General features: G+C 60.5%; 20 protein-coding genes. 7 read left to right on the forward strand and 13 right to left on the reverse strand.

All coding sequences use genetic code 11. The annotated features are described in order from the left end of the window. The first annotated feature begins 153 nt into the window (after positions 1–153). The 4 genes from PH547_RS11750 to PH547_RS11765 all read left to right on the forward strand — a co-directional run bounded on the left by PH547_RS11750 (position 154) and on the right by PH547_RS11765 (position 5,080). Complete coding sequence (locus tag PH547_RS11750) at positions 154–621, forward strand: (2Fe-2S)-binding protein (RefSeq protein WP_199773499.1); 468 nt, start codon at positions 154–156, stop codon at positions 619–621. Then, positions 618–1,601 (forward strand): FAD binding domain-containing protein, encoded by a 984-nt coding sequence (locus tag PH547_RS11755; RefSeq protein WP_285168307.1) that lies wholly within the window; start codon positions 618–620, stop codon positions 1,599–1,601. The genes PH547_RS11750 and PH547_RS11755 overlap by 4 nt, the downstream gene beginning before the upstream one ends. Further along, positions 1,598–3,886 (forward strand): xanthine dehydrogenase family protein molybdopterin-binding subunit, encoded by a 2,289-nt coding sequence (locus tag PH547_RS11760; RefSeq protein ID WP_285168308.1) that lies wholly within the window; start codon positions 1,598–1,600, stop codon positions 3,884–3,886. The genes PH547_RS11755 and PH547_RS11760 overlap by 4 nt, the downstream gene beginning before the upstream one ends. A 270-nt stretch (positions 3,887–4,156) precedes the next feature. Continuing rightward, positions 4,157–5,080, forward strand: coding sequence for an SMP-30/gluconolactonase/LRE family protein (locus PH547_RS11765; protein WP_285168309.1), 924 nt, complete (start codon positions 4,157–4,159; stop codon positions 5,078–5,080). Here PH547_RS11765 and PH547_RS11770 read toward each other — a convergent pair. From PH547_RS11770 to PH547_RS11780, 3 genes are all read right to left on the reverse strand, one after another. Further along, positions 5,077–5,505 carry a GFA family protein gene (locus PH547_RS11770; RefSeq protein ID WP_285168310.1) on the reverse strand — a complete coding sequence of 143 codons (429 nt, stop codon included), beginning with the start codon at positions 5,503–5,505 and terminating at the stop codon, positions 5,077–5,079. The genes PH547_RS11765 and PH547_RS11770 overlap by 4 nt on opposite strands. A 176-nt stretch (positions 5,506–5,681) precedes the next feature. After that, on the reverse strand, positions 5,682–7,517 hold the full coding sequence (locus PH547_RS11775) for a M23 family metallopeptidase (protein ID WP_285168311.1): 1,836 nt from the start codon (positions 7,515–7,517) through the stop codon (positions 5,682–5,684). Between the two features lie 132 nt (positions 7,518–7,649). Further along, entirely contained in the window at positions 7,650–9,005 is a 1,356-nt protein-coding gene (locus PH547_RS11780) for an Nramp family divalent metal transporter (protein ID WP_285168312.1), read from the reverse strand. A 199-nt stretch (positions 9,006–9,204) separates the two neighbouring features. On the opposite strand from PH547_RS11780, the gene mntR reads away from it, so the two are divergent. After that, complete coding sequence (mntR, locus tag PH547_RS11785) at positions 9,205–9,660, forward strand: manganese-binding transcriptional regulator MntR (RefSeq protein WP_104824756.1); 456 nt, start codon at positions 9,205–9,207, stop codon at positions 9,658–9,660. Positions 9,661–9,679: 19 nt separating this feature from the next. Here mntR and PH547_RS11790 read toward each other — a convergent pair whose 3' ends face one another. Beyond that, a complete protein-coding gene (locus PH547_RS11790; protein ID WP_283047974.1) occupies positions 9,680–10,432 on the reverse strand; it encodes a tryptophan 2,3-dioxygenase family protein in 753 nt (250 codons plus the stop codon). A gap of 154 nt (positions 10,433–10,586) precedes the next feature. Here PH547_RS11790 and PH547_RS11795 point away from each other — a divergent pair, with 154 nt between their 5' ends. Next, positions 10,587–11,057 (forward strand): Lrp/AsnC family transcriptional regulator, encoded by a 471-nt coding sequence (locus tag PH547_RS11795; protein ID WP_283047972.1) that lies wholly within the window; start codon positions 10,587–10,589, stop codon positions 11,055–11,057. A gap of 34 nt (positions 11,058–11,091) precedes the next feature. Here the strand turns inward: PH547_RS11795 and PH547_RS11800 are convergent, their stop codons facing one another. The 7 genes from PH547_RS11800 to PH547_RS11830 all read right to left on the reverse strand — a co-directional run bounded on the left by PH547_RS11800 (position 11,092) and on the right by PH547_RS11830 (position 15,511). Then, positions 11,092–11,499, reverse strand: a complete 408-nt coding sequence (locus PH547_RS11800) for a type II toxin-antitoxin system VapC family toxin (RefSeq protein ID WP_104825261.1) — start codon at positions 11,497–11,499, stop codon at positions 11,092–11,094. Position 11,500: 1 nt separating this feature from the next. Then, positions 11,501–11,734 (reverse strand): AbrB/MazE/SpoVT family DNA-binding domain-containing protein, encoded by a 234-nt coding sequence (locus tag PH547_RS11805; protein WP_104824754.1) that lies wholly within the window; start codon positions 11,732–11,734, stop codon positions 11,501–11,503. 177 nt (positions 11,735–11,911) lie between these two features. Beyond that, a complete protein-coding gene (locus tag PH547_RS11810) occupies positions 11,912–12,166 on the reverse strand; it encodes a hypothetical protein (protein ID WP_104824753.1) in 255 nt (84 codons plus the stop codon). 112 nt (positions 12,167–12,278) lie between these two features. Further along, complete coding sequence (locus tag PH547_RS11815) at positions 12,279–13,055, reverse strand: molybdopterin-binding protein (RefSeq protein WP_104824752.1); 777 nt, start codon at positions 13,053–13,055, stop codon at positions 12,279–12,281. Further along, positions 13,052–13,909, reverse strand: coding sequence for a cytochrome b/b6 domain-containing protein (locus PH547_RS11820; RefSeq protein ID WP_104824751.1), 858 nt, complete (start codon positions 13,907–13,909; stop codon positions 13,052–13,054). Before PH547_RS11820 ends, PH547_RS11815 begins: the two co-directional genes overlap by 4 nt. Before the next feature lie 186 nt (positions 13,910–14,095). After that, positions 14,096–14,719: a single stranded DNA-binding domain-containing protein gene (locus PH547_RS11825; protein ID WP_104824750.1), complete on the reverse strand. Its 624-nt coding sequence runs from the start codon at positions 14,717–14,719 to the stop codon at positions 14,096–14,098. A 207-nt stretch (positions 14,720–14,926) separates the two neighbouring features. Then, complete coding sequence (locus PH547_RS11830) at positions 14,927–15,511, reverse strand: TetR/AcrR family transcriptional regulator (protein WP_104824749.1); 585 nt, start codon at positions 15,509–15,511, stop codon at positions 14,927–14,929. A 179-nt stretch (positions 15,512–15,690) separates the two neighbouring features. On the opposite strand from PH547_RS11830, the gene PH547_RS11835 reads away from it, so the two are divergent. Continuing rightward, positions 15,691–15,843, forward strand: a complete 153-nt coding sequence (locus tag PH547_RS11835) for a hypothetical protein (RefSeq protein ID WP_158704499.1) — start codon at positions 15,691–15,693, stop codon at positions 15,841–15,843. A gap of 109 nt (positions 15,844–15,952) precedes the next feature. On the opposite strand, the gene hutC is transcribed toward PH547_RS11835, so the two are convergent. After that, complete coding sequence (hutC, locus tag PH547_RS11840; RefSeq protein ID WP_104824748.1) at positions 15,953–16,672, reverse strand: histidine utilization transcriptional repressor HutC; 720 nt, start codon at positions 16,670–16,672, stop codon at positions 15,953–15,955. Between the two features lie 83 nt (positions 16,673–16,755). After that, entirely contained in the window at positions 16,756–18,099 is a 1,344-nt protein-coding gene (locus PH547_RS11845) for a formimidoylglutamate deiminase (protein WP_104824747.1), read from the reverse strand. Between the last annotated feature and the right edge of the window lie 40 nt (positions 18,100–18,139).

Raw genomic sequence — 18,139 nt, forward strand, 5'->3', positions numbered from 1 at the left:
CCTCCCCTCGGGCGTCCCACCACAAGCCGCATGCGCCGGCGAAAGCGTTGTCGCCTGATTACCTGGCGCCGGTCGGGCTGACGTCAAGAGCGGATGTCATGACCGGCAGATCCTGATGATTGCAAGATGATGACCCGAACAGGGAGTGACCTGATGACTATTGTCCATCTCGATATCAACGGACGCGAGCACGAGCTTTCGCTCGATCCGCGTGTCACGCTTCTCGATGCCCTTCGCGAGCATCTCTGTCTGACCGGCACCAAGAAAGGCTGCGACCAGGGCCAATGCGGCGCCTGCACCGTTCATGTCGACGGCGAACGTGTGCTCTCCTGCCTGACGTTGGCCGCGCAGGTCGAAGGTCGTAAGGTGACGACGATCGAAGGGTTGGCGGCGGAAAATGGCGATCTGCATCCGGTCCAGGCCGCTTTTCTGGAGCATGACGCCTTCCAGTGCGGTTATTGCACGCCGGGACAGATCATGTCCGCCGTTGCCTGCATCCGCGAGGGCCATGCCGGCTCGGATGACGAAATCCGCGAATATATGGCCGGCAATCTCTGTCGTTGCGGCGCCTATCCGCACATCGTCGCCGCCGTGCGCGAAGCAGCGGAGGCCAGCCGATGAAAGAGTTCTCCTATCTCCGCGCCGGCTCCGTCGATGAAGCCCGGCAAGCCGCGGCCTCTTCCGCCACCATGCTGCTCGCCGGCGGCACGACGCTGCTCGACCTTGCCAAATGCGGCGTTGCTGAACCAGAGAGAGTGGTGGATATCAGCCATCTTGCCGGCCTCGATGCCATCTCTCTCACCGATCGGAGTGTAATGATCGGTGCACTCGCCAAGATGAGCCGGGTCGCCGACGATGCCAATATCAAGGCGCAATTCCCGGCCGTTTCGCAGGCGCTGTCGCTTGCCGCCTCGGCGCAGATCCGCAACATGGCGGCGATCGGCGGCAATTTGATGCAGCGTACACGCTGTCCCTATTTCCGCGATCCGGCGACCTTTTCCGCCTGCAACAAGCGCGCACCCGGTTCCGGCTGTTCGGCAATCGGCGGCGTCACGCGTAATCATGCCGTTCTCGGCACCAGCGAGGCCTGTATCGCTACCAATCCCGGCGATCTCGCGGTCGCTCTCGTGGCCTTCGATGCCGTCGTGCATCTCGGCAGCCGCCAAGTCGCGATTGACGATTTCTTCCTTTTGCCGGGAACGACGCCCGATCGGGAACATGCGATCGAGCCGGGCGAGATGATCACGGCGATCACCATTCCGACATCCGCGGCCGCACGCCGTTCGACCTACCTCAAGGTGCGCGACCGGCAGTCCTATGAGTTCGCCGCCGCCAGCGCCGCGGTCGGGCTCGAACTGGAGGCGGACGGCCGGACGATCCGTGATATCAGGGTGGCACTCGGCGGTGTCGCCACCAAACCGTGGCGCGCCCGCGCCGTCGAAGAAGCATTGAAGGGGCAGGTGCTCGATGCCGCGGCTGTGAAGCGTGCCAGCCTGCTCGCTGTCCAAGGTGCCGTCTACCACGGTGCCAATCATTACAAGATTACGCTTGCGCCGCGTGTCGTCGAGCGTGCCATCCTGACGATGGGAGAATTGGCATGACCATCATGGAAACCAGAAAACACAGCGCCGCCGACGGCGCGCTCGGCGGACGACTGTCGCGCCTTGACGGAACGGCGAAGATCAAGGGCGAGGCCGACTATGCCGTCGAGCACGATCTTGAGGGTCTGACCCATGCGGTGATGGTGCAAAGCACGATCGCCGCCGGCCGCATCATCGGCATGGATATATCGGCGGCGGAGAAAGCACCGGGCGTGCTGCTGGTGCTGACGCCGGATATGATGCCGGACCTGAACTCGCCGACCACCTGGCTCGACACCCCTGGTCCGGAAGGCCCGTATCGGGCGCTTGTCACGGACATTACCTATAGCGGCCAGCATGTCGCCGTCGTCGTTGCTGAAACTTTTGAGCAGGCGACAGCGGCGGCGGCACTGGTCAAGGTCACCTATGAGGAGGCTCCGGCGATCTTTGGTCTTGAAGATTCGACGGGCGGCGAGGGTTTTCCGATCGATCCGATGACAAGGGAATGGGGCGATGCCGCAGCCGCCCTGGCCGCAGCTCCGGTCAAGATCGAGGCGGAATACAAGACGCCGCGCGAATACAATGTGCCGATCGAGCCGCATGGGCTGATTGCCAAGTGGGATGGTGACATGCTGACCCTCTGGGAGCCGAGCCAGTGGATCGACGGCATGGCGCGCACCTATGCCGAATGGTTCGGTATTCCCTTCGAGAATGTGCGGATGATCTCGCCCTATATCGGCGGCGGCTTCGGCTCCAAGGCGCTGGCCTTGCCGCATGGGGCTGTTGGTGTCATGGCGGCGAAGCTGCTCGGCCGTCCGGTGAAGCTGGTCATCACCCGGCCGCAGACCTTCACATCTTTCGGCGGTCGGCCCGGCACGCGGCAGACGATCGCGCTTGGCGCGACCAAGGACGGCAAGCTTCTCTCCATCGTTCACAGGAGCGCCAACGAGACTTCGGTGGGCGACGTGGCGGTCGAGCCGTTGGGTGTCGTAACCTCGATCATGTATGCGACGCCCAATCTCTCGTCGCGGCAGAACATCGTGGCGGTGAACACCGTAAAGCCCGGCGCATTGCGCGCGCCCGGCGAAAATCCCAGCGCCTGGGGCATCGAAAGCGCCATCGACGAGCTCGCCTACCAACTCGGCATGGACCCGCTGGAAATCCGGCTGAAGAACTATGCCGAGCGGGATCAGGAAGCGGACAAGCCCTGGTCGACAAGGCAATTGCGCGAGGCTTTCGAGGCCGGTGCCAGGGCTTTCGGCTGGGCGAAGCGCTCGCATGCGCCGCGCTCCATGCGGGACGGCAAGCATCTGATCGGCTGGGGGGTGGGCGCCGGCACCTATCCGGTGCGCCGCACGCCGGGCGAAGCGCTGGTGCGCATCCTCGCCGACGGCTCGGCGGAGGTGGCGAGCAGCGGCATCGACATGGGGCAGGGTACCTATACGATCCTGGCGCAGACGGCGGCCGAAACGCTCGGCATTCCGATCGAACAGATCCGCGTCAAGCTCGGCGATTCCGCCCTGCCACGCGCGCCCGTCGCGGGCGGCTCGCAGCTTGCAAACCTGATGACCGGCGCCGTCTACAAGGCGGCAGTCGCCGCCCGTGAAGAGCTGGTGGGTCTGGCGATCAACGATCCCAACTCGCCGTTCCGAGATCTGCAGGCCAATACGCTGATCGTTTCGGAAGGCCGCATTCTGCCGCCACGCGACGGCGGTAATGGCATCGCTATTGCCGAGCTGCTGCGGCAGATCGGCCGCGACAAGATCGAGGTGCTGCGCAATACCCTGCCGGAAGACAAGCAGAGCAAGGCGGATCATTACCGCAACTTCTCGACCATCGCGACCATGCTGTCGCCGACGGAGGGCGACTATTCGATGCATAGCTGGTGCGCGCACTTCATCGAAGTGCGTGTCGACGAGGATTTCGGCACCGTGCGCGTCTCACGCGTCGTTTCGGCGCTCGATTCCGGCCGGCTCTACAATCCGAAACTCGCCGAAAGCCAGTGGAAGGGCGGCATCATCATGGGCATCGGCCAGGCGCTGCTTGAAGAGGGCATTGTCGATGAGCGCTACGCGCGCGTCATCAACAACAACCTCGGCGACTATCTCGTGCCGACCAATGCCGATATTCCCGACATCGAAGTGATTTCCGTCGGCATCCCCGATCCGCATGCCTCCGTGCTCGGCGGCAAAGCGGTCGGCGAACTGGGGATCGTCGGCGTTGCGCCGGCGATTGCCAATGCGGTTTTCCACGCGACGGGCAAACGGATACGCGATCTGCCGATTACGTTGGAGAAGTTGCTGTAATTTTTGAGGGATTTGGGGATGGTCGGGCAAGCGTGGTTTCGCCGCGCTCGCCTGCCCGGCCACTCACCCTAGCCCTTTCCCGCATTGCGGAGAGCGGGGACGATGGAGCTGGCAGGATAGATCTTCCAGCAACGAAAAAGACGCCGGTAAAAAGCGTGTCATGTCCGCAGCTTGTTTTTGACAGCCGATGATTGCTGTCTCTAGATTGGTTTCCGACTACGGGAGGCCGGTCCGGAGGTTGGCTGGCTGTGAGGAACAGGGCGGAGCATCATGAGCCAGTATGATATTCTCGATCAGCGCTTCAAGGCGCTGATCAATGGTTCTGCAAAATTGGAGCAGCTTTGGACGGGCGGGCGTTGGACCGAGGGACCCGTCTATGTGCCAGCCGCGCGTCATGTCGTGTGGTCTGATATACCGAACGACCGAATCCTGCGTTATGACGAGGTGACGGGCGCAGCCGGCGTCTTCGAGAGCCTGGTTGGTTATCACAATGGCCATACGCTCGATTTCGAGGGCCGGATCGTCGCCTGCGAGCACGGCCGCCGCCGTGTCAGCCGGCTTGATCATGACGGCGTGTGGCGGTCGCTCGCCGAACATTTCGACGGCAAACGGCTGAATTCGCCGAACGACGTCGTCGTGAAGTCGGATGGCTCGGTCTGGTTCACCGATCCGACCTATGGGATCGACAGTGATTATGAGGGCTTTGCCGCACCATCGGAAATCAACGCATCGAATGTCTACCGCATCGATCCGGCGGACGGAACGGTGACGCTGGTCGCCAGCGACCGCGTCAAGCCGAACGGCCTTGCCTTTTCGCCGGATGAAAGCGTGCTCTACGTCTCCGATACCGGTGGTTCGCATGTGCCCGGCCTGCCGCCGACAATCACGGCCTATTCCGTCAATCCGGACAGGCGCAGTCTCAGCGAGGGGCGGGTCTTCGCCACCTGCGAAGTCGGCATGTTCGACGGTTTCCGGGTCGATCGCCATGGCAACATCTTTGCCTCCAGCGGCGATTCCGTCCGGGTTTACGCGCCGGATGGCACATTGATCGGCCGCATTCTCGTTCCCGAAGTCATATCGAACCTCTGCTTCGGCGGCCCGAAGCGCAACCGGCTTTACATCACCGCCACGAGCTCGCTCTATGCGATTTATGTGAATAGCGGACCTGCTGAGCCGGCTAATCGTTTGCGTTAAGTGGAGTCTCGATTCGAATTTTTTGCCGCACTGCTTTGCTGGAAATGTTCGACGGCGCCATCCATTTGAACCCAATGGTGTTTCGACTGCTCGAAAACCGATATAACGGGAGCCGGGAATTTGGGATCTGCCAGCGCGCCGACGGCAATGCCGATCAGCGACGGTAGTCTGTCGGCCTTCCAATAGACGGTTGAGCCGCAGTTCGGACAGAAGTAGGTGTGGACCTTCCCGCCGCTTGCCGCATCGCGGCTGAACTCTTTTGGAGTTCCGGAAATGGCGACGGCATCGGCGGCATAAAAGGCGCCGACGCTAAACGGCGCGCCGGTCCTGCGTTGGCAGTCAAGACAATGACAGGCGACAACCAATTTCGATGGTTCTGAAAGCGTCAGCGTGAGAGCGCCGCAACTGCATCGGGCATCAACCATTGGAAAACCCTCCGTTTCCTGAAGCGGGATCATGTTGAGATTTCAACCCGGCAGTGCTGCGACTCGATCCCGCTGCGCATCGTTCAGCACGCATCCGTGGCTGGCTCCGTTTTCCAGCCTCGAATCAAAACTTCGCTGTTCGGGGAATCTCGGTCGTGCCGCTATAATCGCGGCAATCAGGGCCTGCCGGAATGACCGGGGCCAGCGCCTGCACCTGGGCCTCGCTCCGGTCCCTGGTCGAAGGCGGTAAAGGGGCGGGTTTCGCTTTGCGGCGGCGGCACGTCGAGGTAGGTCATGATATTGTCGACGTGGCTGACCTGCGAGCGCAGGCTGTCCAGCGACTTGCCGGTAAGATTGGTGCCGGCCGGCAACTGGGCGGTCAGTGGGTTTTCGTAGCGGCCGTTGACGCGCAGTTCGTAGTAGAGATGCGGACCGGTGGAATAGCCGGTCGAGCCGACATAGGCGATGACTTGGCCCTGGGTAACGCGCTCGCCGACATGCAGGTCCGACGGCGTCGAGGAAATGTGGGCATAGGTCGTCTCGTAGCCGCCGTCGTGGCGGATGCGGACATATTTGCCGTAGCCCGTTTCCCAGGAAATCTTTTCGACGGTGCCGTCGCCGGCTGCCATGATCGGGCTGCCCATCGGTGCGCGGAAATCGACGCCGTTGTGGAATTTCCGGACGCCGAGGATCGGATGAATGCGCCAGGCAAATCCGTCACCGAGCGTGCCGTTGGGCACGGGACGATGGGTCAGCACCTTGGCGACGGAGTGGCCACCCTCGTCGTAGAATTCTGAGGCACCGTCGCCGCCGTCCTTGTGCAGATAGAAGCGATGCGTGTCGCCATCGGTGTGGAACTCGATGAACATCAGTTCGCTTTTGGCACTGTCCGCCTTGCGGAACAGCAGGTCGACGCTATCGGGCGCATCGTCGCCACCGGTTAGGGAAACGCCATTCGCCTTGGCGAGCTTCATGAGCTGATCGACGCTTTCATCGGAAAGCCCCGCCTTCTTCAGCTTGGCGCTGATCATCGACCGATCGTTGCTGTCGATGCCCTTGAGGTCGACGGCAGCCACGTCCGAAGAGGACGGCGTGTCGGCCTGGCTCTCGCTATAGAGCGTGGAAAACAGCCGGTCATCGGTAAGAGGCACGAAGCCGTCGGCATCGTCGCGCGCCACAATGCGCTCGGGTGTCTTCTCGCCGCTGAGGCGAGCCATGATCAGCTTCGGCTGCGCATCGGCGGTCTTTTTCTCCAGCAGCAGTTCCAGGCTGTCGCCGGGCGAAACCGTATCGGTTTCCAAGGCACGCTGCAGCTCGTCGCCAGCATCTACACCAAGACCGGCGGAGGCGAGGATATCCTGCAGGTCCTGCCGGTCCTTGGGCATGGAAACCAGTCTCTTGAACTCGCGGCCTGCCTCGCCCGTGGTCGCCTTCGACACGCTGACATTCAACGGCACGCCGCGAACCGGGAAGCGTGAGCGCCGGACCGCGTCGTAGCGATTGGCATGCGGATAGATGCCCTGGCGGATATCTGCAAGCGACGGCGGCGAAAATAGCGCGTTCTCGGTCCGTGTATCGCCGTCATAGGCCGCATTGATGGCCGTGGCATCACTGTCTGCGGGTTCGGTAACCTCGGCTTTGAAGACCAGTGTCGTGCGGTGATAGGTGAAGATACGGGTTTCGCCGCTCGAAGTCTTTTCCGCCACCTGCGCAAAACGGGCGCCGTCGAAACGCTGTTTCGTGGCAAGCCGGTCGCTCTTGTGCAACGCCGGCTGCGATTGGACGAGCTGGGCCGTGTGAATCGGAACGGCCTGCTCGATCGTATGGCGGGCAAGCAGCGGGTAGAGAACGGTCGCGAGAAGGCCGCAGGAGGCGGTGCCGGCAAGACCGATGGCGATCAGGTGGCGAAGATGGGCGGATCGGGGCAGAAAGGCAATATGAAATTCATGATGCGGCCGCGCCTGAATCGCAGCCTCTGCAGGAAATTGGACGCGCAATGGACTTTCGACCATGAATTGAGGAACCCTGCAGACTGCGGTGGGCCCAAACTAGGGCAAATCATGTCAAAATCTGGGCAAATATTACGTATCTGTTAATTACCGTGATCTTCCAGGTTCGCAGATTCTCGCATCACGGGTGATTCGTCAACCGAAGATGGTGTCGTACAGCAGCTTGAAATTCAGCGCCAGGATGACGCCCGCAACCAGCCAGGAGAGAACGGCAACGCTCCTTGGGATGGTGAATCTGCCCATTTTTCTGCGATCTGTGACGAATTGGACAAGCGGAATGACCGCGAAGGGCAGTTGCATGGACAAAATGACCTGGCTCAGAACGAGCAAATCGGCAGTGCCTTTTTCACCATAAAATGCAGTAACAAAAACAACCGGAATAATTGCGAGGCCGCGCGTCAAAAGCCGTCTGGCCCAGTGTGGAATACGCAGGCGGAGGAAGCCTTCCATGACGATCTGGCCGGCGAGCGTCGCCGTCACGGTGGAATTAAGGCCGGAGGCGAGAAGTGCGACGGCAAACAGTGTCGAGGCGATCCCAAGGCCGAGCAGCGGCGATAGCAACTGGAAGGCCTGGCCGATTTCGGCGACATCCGAATGCCCGCTATTGTGGAATGCGACGGCTGCGACGATCAGGATCGAAGCGTTGACGAAAAGCGCCAGCATTAAGGCGATCGTGCTGTCGGTGGTCGCCCATTTGATCGCATCGCGGCGGCCTTCATCCGTGCGCTTATAGGCGCGCGTCTGCACGATCGAGGAATGCAGGTAGAGGTTATGCGGCATGACGGTCGCGCCGATGATGCCCATGGCGATGTAGAGCATCTCGTGATTGGTGACGATCTCGGGCGACGGGATGAAACCATTGAGGATAGCGGCGACCGGAGGAGCGGCGGCGGCGATCTGGATGGCGAAGCAGACGGCGATGACAATGAGGAGCGCGATGACGAAGGCCTCCAGGAAGCGGAAGCCCTTATTCATCAGAAGCAGCAGCAGGAAGGCGTCGAGCGCGGTGATCAGCGCGCCGCCGATCAATGGGATACCGAAGAGCAATTGCAGCGCGATCGCCGTGCCGATGACCTCTGCGAGATCGCAGGCGATGATGGCAAGTTCGCAGGCAAACCACAGGGCCAGATTGACCGGTCTCGAATAGTGGTCGCGACAAGCCTGCGCCAGATCGCGGCCGGTGACGATGCCGAGCCGGGCTGCAAGTGCTTGCAGCAGGATCGCCATCAGATTGGACAGCATGATGACCGCTAGTAGCGTGTAGCCGAATTGCGCACCACCAGCGAGGTCGGTCGCCCAGTTGCCTGGGTCCATATAACCGACGGAGACCATATAGCCCGGCCCGAGGAAGGCGATCAGCCGCCGGACCCAGGTGCCGGCGTGCGGAACATGAATCGTTGCATTGACTTCCGGAAGGCTCAGCCGCGCCTCTTCATCTGGGCGGGCAAATTTCCACGCTTGCGGCGAGGTTGCTTCCTGAATCTGCGTCATGCGGGGCTCCGGGATCGAATTACGATGTGACTAAGAAATATGCTGGATATCAACATTATGCAATAGGCTATATTTTATAGTTGCGGCGTTGTGATGGCGATGATGGCGCGTCGCAAAAATCATCATCCGCTTTCAAGATTGAAGCTCGTGCTATAAAGATCAAAGCGAGTTTATTCGTGCGTCCAGGGAGCCAAACGCATTGCCAGCCAGAAAACCGCCGATCCATCGCGACGAACCGCTGCCGGATGCCGAGACGCATTCGGAGGGTTTTCGGCATACGCGGGAGGCCACCCGTGGCGCTCTGGTGGAAGATTATGTCGAGCTGATCGCCGATCTCATCGATGATGGCAACGAGGCCCGGCAGGTGGATATCGCGGCAAGGCTTGGCGTGTCACAGCCGACGGTCGCCAAGATGCTGGCACGTCTTTGCGAAGACGGGCTGGTATCGCGGCGGCCCTATCGCGGCGTTTTCCTGACGGAGGCGGGCAATAAGATCGCCCAGAACATCCGCGCTCGCCATCAGACGGTCGAAGCGTTCTTGCGCTGGATTGGCGTTAGCCCCGAGACGGCGCGGATCGACGCCGAGGGCATGGAACATCATGTCAGCGCCGAAACGCTGAAAGCGTTCCGTCGCACCATGCAGCGCGACGGATAAGTCAGCGGGGTCGCGTACCCTATTCCGCCGCGTCGTCGTGTCTGGAAATGGAATCGCGCACCACGCCGTATTGACTGCCCCAGCGGTCGGTCATCTCGGCGCGGATATCCCAGAGATCGGGGAAGAAGCGATGGCGAGCGCCGGCCTGTAACAGTTCGACCGGCCGGCCCTTGAGGGATTTCGAGCCGAGCCCGATCGAGCGCTGGATCAGATAGATGTGGTTGGCGCGAAATTTCTGGAACAATTCGTCGTACTCGGCCAATGCCTCGGCGACGACATAGCTGTCGCCATGATCATATTTGCCGTCATAGACATCCTCGACCGTTAGTCCGAGCGCGTCGAGATAATGGGCCTTGAAGGCCCGCCAGAGATCCGGCGGCATGCGCAGCAGGAATTTGAAGCCGGGCGATTCCTGGCCGCTGCCATTGCCGAGCTGCAGGCGGATCTGCTGATATTCCTTCGGCGACATGGTTTCGAGCAGATCGAGCTGCGCCGTCATCATCCGCATCAGCCGATGCACGCGGCCCATCAGCGTCACCACGCGATGGGTCTTGTTTTCCTCGATGAAGGCGATCACGTCGACCAGCGTATAGGCGATGAGCTTCATCCAGAGCTCTTCCACCTGATGGACGATCTGGAACTGCAGCTCGTCGCCGTTGACCATCCCGTTTAGTGGCTTCTGGCAGGCGAGCAGCTTGTCGCATTGCAGATAAACGCCATAGTCGCGCATGTCTGGCGCCTCGATCCGCGCGTAATAGTCTTGCTTCTGCATCTTCGTTCCCTTTGTCCCGGCCTTTGCCGCTGGCATATTTGCCCTTTTGGAAGGATACGAAATTTTCCCTTGAACATTGTTCCTAATTGTCTTCTAAAATTGCCAATAAGGAGTACGATCAACCTTATCGGAGGCAGTGGAGGGAACGCTGGACTTGGACGCGCTCGACCATAAGATCGTCTCTGCCCTGGAGGCCAATGCCCGCATCTCCTTTGCCGCGCTCGCCGATCTGGTCGGTCTCAGCAAGACGCCGTGCTGGAAACGGGTGAAGGCGCTGGAAGAGGTCGGTGTGATCCGCGGTTACCGGACGATCCTCGATCCGGCACAGCTCGGCTTCGGACTGGAAGCCTTCGTGCAAGTGTCGATCGACGTCGAGCGCTTCGATGCCTTCGAAGCCGCGGTGCGCCGCCATCCGCTGATCTGGCGCTGCCATGCGACGACGGGGGAGGCCGACTATCTCCTGCACATATTGGCCGCCGACATGGCCGCCCTCGATCGGCTGCTGCGTCAAGAACTGAACCGGCTGCCGGGCGTGCGGCATACGGTAACGTCGATGTCGACACGAGAGATCAAGTCGGACATCTCGTTTGCCGACGCCGCGCGACATATTGGCGGTAGCCGCTAGGCTGCGGAAAGGCCGGCTGATCCGGTAGCGATAGTTATACTGTTGGCGGGCTAATGAGCGTTACCGATTTGAAGTAGGTCTGGAAACGCTTGGTGTCGCGCGTCAGTACGGAGAGGCCGCTGACGGTCGCATGAGAGCCGATGAAGAAATCCGGCAGAACGCCTGTGCGCGTTCCACCAGCTTTTCGATATTGGTCAAAAACCTTGCCAGCAAGGAAAAGTGCCGCTCGTGGAATCGATATGATGCTGACGCCAGTCCCGACAAGCATCTCATCGAGATCTTCAATGCGCTGGTAGCGAACGGATATTTCGGCGTAAACGACGTCGTTGATGTAGAGAGGACCCACGAGCGATGCTTTGTCGAGCTCGCCGATGGACCAGTCGTACCAAATCGGATCGTCGGTAATAATATCCAGAAGTATGTTGGAATCGACGAAGATCACATCAATCGTCGCCACGCGTCAGTGCCATAATCTCGTCAGTGCTCAGGCCTTTTCCGGCATGTCCTCGAAATTTGGCAAAACGGCTGATTTGTCTGCCGGTTTCCACCGGGACAAGGACAATGCTGCCATCGGCAGCTCGGCGAAAATCGATCTGGCTTCCGGGGCCAATGCCGAGCTTGTCGCGAACGGCTTTTGGAATCGTGACCTGTCCTTTTGCAGTTACGGTCGTACTCATGGGAATCCCGGTAATGATTGCTAAAATAGAGGTATTACTTTTAACCGCGACTTTCAAGACAGGCCGGTTTCGGCGAGCTTATGGGTATCCAAACATCGGCTTCTCGCACCCCCGACAAACTTAAGGCCCGGAAGCCCGGGCCTTGTCCTCCGAATCCACCAAAGCAACGGCGAGCCGTTACATCTTGCTCATGCCCTTCTCGGCATTTTCCATGTGGGTCACACAATTTTTCATCTTGTGCGCCTTCATGGCGTCTTTTGCCATAGTCACCTGTTTGGTGGCGGCTGTCTTTTTCGTCTGGTCGGTCATTGCATCCACTTTGGTCTGCAAGGCCATAATGGAAGCATCGTCACATTTCACCGTGGCTGCGGCATAAACGGGCATGGTGCTCGCCGCTGCAAGCACGGCCGCGATCAAAATCGATCTCAGCATGTGCATTTCCTCCGAAAGGGCATAATTGCCCTTTGCGAGAACGTACCTGCACGCATAAGTGTTCCGGCCTGAAGCGACCTGCGACAAATTGAAACATGCTAAAGTAATGCCTTCAAATTCCGGCATACCATTCGTAGCCGCGATCTTCCCAGAAGCCACCTTTGCCGCCCCAGAGATCGTTGAATTTGTCGCGGATTTCGATGCGCATGACATATTTGGCGTGCTTGTAGCCGAGCTGGCGCTCGACGCGCAGACGCAGCGGCGCGCCGTGGGCGACTTCGAGATCCTTGCCGTTCATCGAATAGGCGAGGATCGTCTGCGGATGAAAGGCGTCGATCAGGTCGAGGCTCTCGTAGTAGCGGCCGCTGCCGTCGAGCGTCTGCTCTAATTCGTCGGCGCAATAGAACACCGCATAACGCGCGCCCGGCTTCAGCCCGGCGCTCTGCAGAATGAGGCCAAGCGGCACGCCGGTCCATTTGCCGATGGCGCTCCAGCCTTCCACGCAGTCGTGCCGGGTGATCTGCGTGCGCGACGGCAGTTTCTTCAGGTCGGCCAGCGAAAACTCCATCGGCTGGTTGACCATGCCGTCGATCTTTAGCTTCCAGGTGGAGAAGCCGTTTTCCACCATTGCGGCATAATCCGCAGTGCCGGGATTATCCGTGCCGTTCGAGCGGAAGGTCGGCGAGAGGTCCTTTTCGGTATATTCGCGGGCAAGCGTCTGCGGCGGGACGAGAAGGCGTTGTGTGCCCATGGTCAGACCTTCGGCCAGCGCGAGAACCTTCTGGACGTTCTGGTTCTCGGTGACGTCGTCGCAGCCGGTAAGGCCGATAGCGCCGAGGCTGGCGACAGAGCCGATGAGGAAGCCGCGGCGGCTGACGATCTTGCTCATGCGTCCTCTCCTTCCCTACGGATGGCGTAGCGGCCGGTCACCATGGAACGCATATTGTTCCAGAGACCGGACAGGATGACCATCGCCACATGGACCAGGACGAACAGAACGATCGTCCAGGCGGTGATGAAATGAATGCCGCGCGCCGTCTGCCGCCCGCCGAAGATATCGAGCAGGAACGGGTAGCCGGCATCGATGCCGGGCGACATGGTGAGCCCGGTCGCCAGCATCAGCGGCAGCAGGATGAAGATGACGATCAGGTAGCTGAGCTTTTGCAATGCATTGTAGCGCTTTGCCTTCTCGCCTTTCGGGAAGCGCAGGCGGGCGTGCTCAATGATTTCATGCCAGAGATTGCGCGGCGAGACCTCGGCACCCGAGGGCGCCAAGTCGCGGCGGAAATGGCCGGCAATGAAGCCATAGAGCAGATAGATCAGGCCGTTGAAGACGAAGAGCCAGGCAAAGAAGAAATGCCAGCGCCGGCCGGCGGCCAAGTCCTGGTAGCTCGGGATCGTTGCCCAGGCGGGAAAAGCGCGTTCGGTCCATTCGCCATCCTCTTTCGAGGCGCCGAGAACGCCGGTCGTCGGGATCGTCAGGCCGCCGATGCGGAAGGTGCCGTAGGGCTGGTTGTCGCCATCGGTGGCCGATATCTGCAGCCAGGATGGATCGGCATTGGCGCCGTACTGCCCCCAGTAAAGGGCAGGATGGGCGTTGAAAATCTGCATGCCGCTCATCAGCAGCAGCGAAAGACAGAGCACATTCAGCCAGTGCGTCAGGCGGGTAACGATCGAATGCCGGCGAATGTAGATCGTCCGGGGAGGCGCAGGTGGTGCACCGGTCGTATCGATGTCGGCCATGGCTAGGCTCCTCTCGAAATCTTCAATGAACCCTTTGGAAACCCTGGCTGCAGAGTACCACAAATCCACCGGGAAAGTGGCGGCGCCCCATCAGCGAGGGAACTGAATCTGGAGCGCCGCATGGCAGGCTACGGCGGGGGCGGGTGCCGATTGGCCTGCAGGCTTCCCTTGGGCGGGAAGGGAAGATCACATCGGCGGAACAGTGCCGTTGACGCCGACGGCAACGAGATTGGTGGAAACGATGCCGTCACCTGTGGTTTGGCCGGTGATGAAGACACCGGCGCCTGCCTTCAGATCGTCCTTGGTGGCCGAGGTGAAGGTCACGACCGGAGTTCCGTCCGGAATGTTGATTTTCTTCTCGCCGCCCTTATAGGTCAGGGTGAGCGTCGGGCCATTGACCGACTTGACGGCATTGGCGACCGTGGCATTGGTCATCGAGCTGTTCGGCTTCGAATCCCAGGGGCGGTCGCCTTCGCCGGTGCCCTTCATCGAGGCGGGGAAGATCACGACTTCGATGGCGCCGGCAACGCCGCTGGCGGTTGGCTCATTGGCGATGCCGACGAAATCGCCGGGCTTGATATTGGCGGCTGAGGCCTTGGTGACGCCGGCGACGGCCCAGCCGGATTTCAGCATGACGGCGATGTCCTTGCCGTCGCGGGACTTGACGTTGAGCGTGTCGCCATCGAGGCTTTCGATCGTGCCGCGTACGCGGACGGGGTCGGCGGCATTGGCGCCCTGTAGCGCGGCGAGCGTTACGACAGCGCCGGTGGCCAGTGCCAATATGCCCTTCGTCAGATGCTTGCGATCCATGAATAGTCTCCTTTGATCTACCTACTAATCGGTAGGTTTTTTCGACAGAGCGGCCAAGGTCGGCCAACAGAATTCCTTGCATGAGAGAACCGGAGGAAGTCATCTCGATTGCAACGAAGGCGATCCTATCTACCACTCGGTAGCTCCGCCAATCAAACAAGCGTGAGAGCCGCGTTATCGGTCCACATCACGAAAATCTGAATAATTTCAATGGAGAGTGGCCAGCCGATCGAACAGCGGTTCGACGATGGTGGCAAAGACTGACGGGTCGCCATAGGCTCGCGCCGAGAGCATGGCGCCATGCACGGTTGCCATGAAGGACAGAGCTTCCCCCGCTGCCGGGCGCGGCAAAATAAGACGGCCTTCGGCCGCCCCTTTTTCCATCACGGCGGCAAGCCAACTCGAGAGATCCCGGAAATGCCCTCGCACTTCGGCGGCAACATCGGCCGGCAGCACCGGCAGTTCGGCGGCAAGCATGGCGCAGATGCAGAAGGGTGCGGTATTGTCTCGGATGCATGCTTCCCAGAAGCCCGTATAGGCGCGAAGGCGTGCAACGGGATCGGCAATATTGGCGTCGACCCCGGCGAGACCCTGCCGAGCCTCTTCCCGATAACGCGCCACGACGGTCCTGACGAGATCGGCCTTGGTCGGAAAATGGTGATGAATGCTGGCTTTGCGAATGCCGACCTCTGCCGAAATATCAGCGAAGCTGAAGCTGTTATAGCCGCCCGCGATGATCAGGCCGCGTGCCGATTGGACGATCTCGTCCGCTTTGGTCGAAATATTGCTCATTCACTTTGCCTACCTATTGGTAGGGTGTCTGTCAAGTCCGAGCCAAAACTCCGATCAATTCGGGGATTGAGGTTGAAATTTTGCAGTTTGGCGCAATGTTTAAGCGCAAAAAAGCTGGTTGCCTCAAAATCCCCTTCCTGTCACGTTATGGCTAGGACACGAAAGATTGGAGAACCGAAATGATCGCGATTCGTCCACTTTTGATCGGCCTTACCCTCATCCTTGCGTTGGTGCTGATTGCGCTCAGCATTTTGCTGGTCAATCCCGTAAAGCCCATCCATCAATCCGACAACCTTATCCCGATGCAGACCGAGCCCGCCCAGCGCCAGTAGCGGCTAAGCAATTCCAGGAAAAGTGCGAAGCGGTTTTCCGTCTGGAATGCGTAGAAACAAAGGGATAGAGCGGAAAGCGATTCCGTGAAATGCTTTCCGGTCTACGGTTTCAGCTTGACGGCGTGAAGCGCGCCACCAGCGTATGACGATCGCCGGGATAGGTGAGGCGGACATGTGTGATCGGTCCGAGGTTGCTCCAGGTGCGCCGTTCGATGACGAGGCAGGCGGTGCCTTTGGCAATGTCGAGGCTCGTGGCGGCCTCGCCCTCGGCGGGGATGGCGCGGATCTGGTGCTCGGCCGTGCTCCATGGCACCTGATTGATCAGCCACGGTCCCGGCGGCAATGCGTCGAAATCGACCTGAGCCGCCTCCGGTACGGCGTCGAGATTGATGACGCGGTCTTCCAGACAGAAAGGCCGGCGGCCGGCGTAGTGAATGCAGGTGATGTCCAGCACCGAGACCGCGCCGGCAAATTGCAGCCGCCGCGCATCCTCGGGACGACCCTTGCGCTTGGCGCGTTTCACGATCTTATGGGAGTAGGGCAGGTTCAGCGACAGGATTTCCGACTTGATGTCGTGGATTTCCAACACTGCCGATTGCGCCTGTGGCTGAGTGACGAAACTCCCTGAGCGCTTCCGCCGCTCGATCAATCCGGCCCGGGCAAGCTGCGTCAGCGCCTTGTTCACCGTCATGCGCGAACAGTCATATTGTTCGGCCAGGGCAAGTTCGAAGGGAATCCGATGGCCGGGCGGCCAATCGCCGGAAACGATCCGGCTCTCGATATCGTTCAGGATACGCTGATGGAGCGTCGCCTCTTTACCTGTGGTCATGCCGCCGACCGCTTCCTCGTGAGACCTGGGTAATCGTCACTTTGTTTATTTAGGATTTCATTGTCGCGAGGAAAAATTCTTTTTCAACCGATTAGTTCGCTCATCACAGCGCGGAATCGAGCGGAGATTGCTTCCCGTCTGTTGTGCCGCCCGCCTTCGACCTGTTTGCGGCCCTGCGCCCAGACGCTGTCGACGGCAACGCCGCCGGCAAACATCCACTGATCCAGGATTTGATCGCCGGAGAGATAGGGAACGGCGCTGACATCGAGGGAAACCACATCGGCGTAACGGCCGATGGCGAGCCCGGCCGGCGCCTTCAATGCCACACCGCCGCCGGCGATTGCGTGATCGAACAGTGCGCGCGCCGTCGAGCCGCCCGATGAAGCGATGACATTGCGGGCCCGCAGCGCCAGGCGCTGCGAATATTCCAACTGCCGCAGCTCTTCCGGAACGGAAATCAGGATATTGGAATCCGAGCCGATGCCATAGCGGCCGCCTTCCTCCAGAAACAGCGGTGCCGGAAAGGTGCCGTCGCCGAGATTGGCTTCCGTCACCGGGCAGAGGCCGGCGATCGCACCGCTTTTCGCCATCCGCCGGGTTTCGTCATCGGTCATGTGGGTGGCGTGGATTAGGCACCAGCGCCCGTCGACCGGGGCGTGATCGAGCAGCCATTCGACCGGTCGCGCGCCGGACCAGGCAATGCAATCCTCGACTTCCTTCACCTGCTCGGCGACGTGGATATGGATCGGTCCGTCGCCGGCGAGCGGCACGAGTTTTGCCAGCTCCTCGGGCGTTACTGCCCGCAGGCTGTGCGGGGCAAGGCCGAGTTCGGCACCCGGCACCCGATCAACGATCGTCCGGCAGCCGGCCATCAGGGCCTCGAATCGATCGAGCGAATTGATGAAGCGTCGCTGGCCGTCGATGGGGGCTGCGCCGCCGAAGCCGGAATGGGCGTAGAAGACCGGCAGCAGCGTCAACCCAATGCCGGTTTCAGTGCTTGCCGCGCCGATGCGCTCGGCAAGCTCGGCAATGTTGGCATAGGGGCTGCCGTCCTTGTCGTGATGCAGATAATGGAACTCGCCGACCCGGGAAAAACCGGCTTCCAGCATTTCCATGTAGAGCTGCGCGGCCACCGCCTCGACATGATCGGGGGTCATCGAGAGCGCGAACTTGTACATGACGGTCCGCCAGCTCCAGAAGCTGTCGTTCGCCGGGCCTCGGACTTCGGCAAGGCCGGCCATGGCGCGCTGAAAGGCATGGCTGTGGAGGTTGGGCATGGCAGGAACCAGAACGTCGTGCCGCTCGTCACCGGCCTCTGCCGCAACATCAGCCTCGATGCCGGCAATGCGGCCATCCTCCAGAGTCAGTCGGACATTTTCCCGCCAGCCATCCTGAAGCAGTGCCGAACGTGCATGGAGTTTCGTCATGACCTAGCTCTTTCCTTTTGGATACCGAGTCCAAAATCCC

Origin of the sequence: Rhizobium cerradonense, assembly GCF_030182455.1 — a bacterium.
Classification (GTDB): Bacteria; Pseudomonadota; Alphaproteobacteria; order Rhizobiales; family Rhizobiaceae; genus Rhizobium.

Excerpts from the sequence above, each read along its gene's own strand:
- PH547_RS11750 (WP_199773499.1), top strand. The coding sequence starts at position 154 with ATGACTATTGTCCATCTCGATATCAACGGACGCGAGCACGAGCTTTCG.
- PH547_RS11755 (WP_285168307.1), top strand. The coding sequence starts at position 618 with ATGAAAGAGTTCTCCTATCTCCGCGCCGGCTCCGTCGATGAAGCCCGG.
- PH547_RS11760 (WP_285168308.1), top strand. The coding sequence starts at position 1,598 with ATGACCATCATGGAAACCAGAAAACACAGCGCCGCCGACGGCGCGCTC.
- PH547_RS11765 (WP_285168309.1), top strand. The coding sequence starts at position 4,157 with ATGAGCCAGTATGATATTCTCGATCAGCGCTTCAAGGCGCTGATCAAT.
- PH547_RS11770 (WP_285168310.1), bottom strand. The coding sequence starts at position 5,505 with ATGGTTGATGCCCGATGCAGTTGCGGCGCTCTCACGCTGACGCTTTCA.
- PH547_RS11775 (WP_285168311.1), bottom strand. The coding sequence starts at position 7,517 with ATGGTCGAAAGTCCATTGCGCGTCCAATTTCCTGCAGAGGCTGCGATT.
- PH547_RS11780 (WP_285168312.1), bottom strand. The coding sequence starts at position 9,005 with ATGACGCAGATTCAGGAAGCAACCTCGCCGCAAGCGTGGAAATTTGCC.
- PH547_RS11790 (WP_283047974.1), bottom strand. The coding sequence starts at position 10,432 with ATGCAGAAGCAAGACTATTACGCGCGGATCGAGGCGCCAGACATGCGC.
- PH547_RS11805 (WP_104824754.1), bottom strand. The coding sequence starts at position 11,734 with ATGAGTACGACCGTAACTGCAAAAGGACAGGTCACGATTCCAAAAGCC.
- PH547_RS11810 (WP_104824753.1), bottom strand. The coding sequence starts at position 12,166 with ATGCTGAGATCGATTTTGATCGCGGCCGTGCTTGCAGCGGCGAGCACC.
- PH547_RS11815 (WP_104824752.1), bottom strand. The coding sequence starts at position 13,055 with ATGAGCAAGATCGTCAGCCGCCGCGGCTTCCTCATCGGCTCTGTCGCC.
- PH547_RS11820 (WP_104824751.1), bottom strand. The coding sequence starts at position 13,909 with ATGGCCGACATCGATACGACCGGTGCACCACCTGCGCCTCCCCGGACG.
- PH547_RS11825 (WP_104824750.1), bottom strand. The coding sequence starts at position 14,719 with ATGGATCGCAAGCATCTGACGAAGGGCATATTGGCACTGGCCACCGGC.
- PH547_RS11830 (WP_104824749.1), bottom strand. The coding sequence starts at position 15,511 with ATGAGCAATATTTCGACCAAAGCGGACGAGATCGTCCAATCGGCACGC.
- PH547_RS11835 (WP_158704499.1), top strand. The coding sequence starts at position 15,691 with ATGATCGCGATTCGTCCACTTTTGATCGGCCTTACCCTCATCCTTGCG.
- hutC (WP_104824748.1), bottom strand. The coding sequence starts at position 16,672 with ATGACCACAGGTAAAGAGGCGACGCTCCATCAGCGTATCCTGAACGAT.
- PH547_RS11845 (WP_104824747.1), bottom strand. The coding sequence starts at position 18,099 with ATGACGAAACTCCATGCACGTTCGGCACTGCTTCAGGATGGCTGGCGG.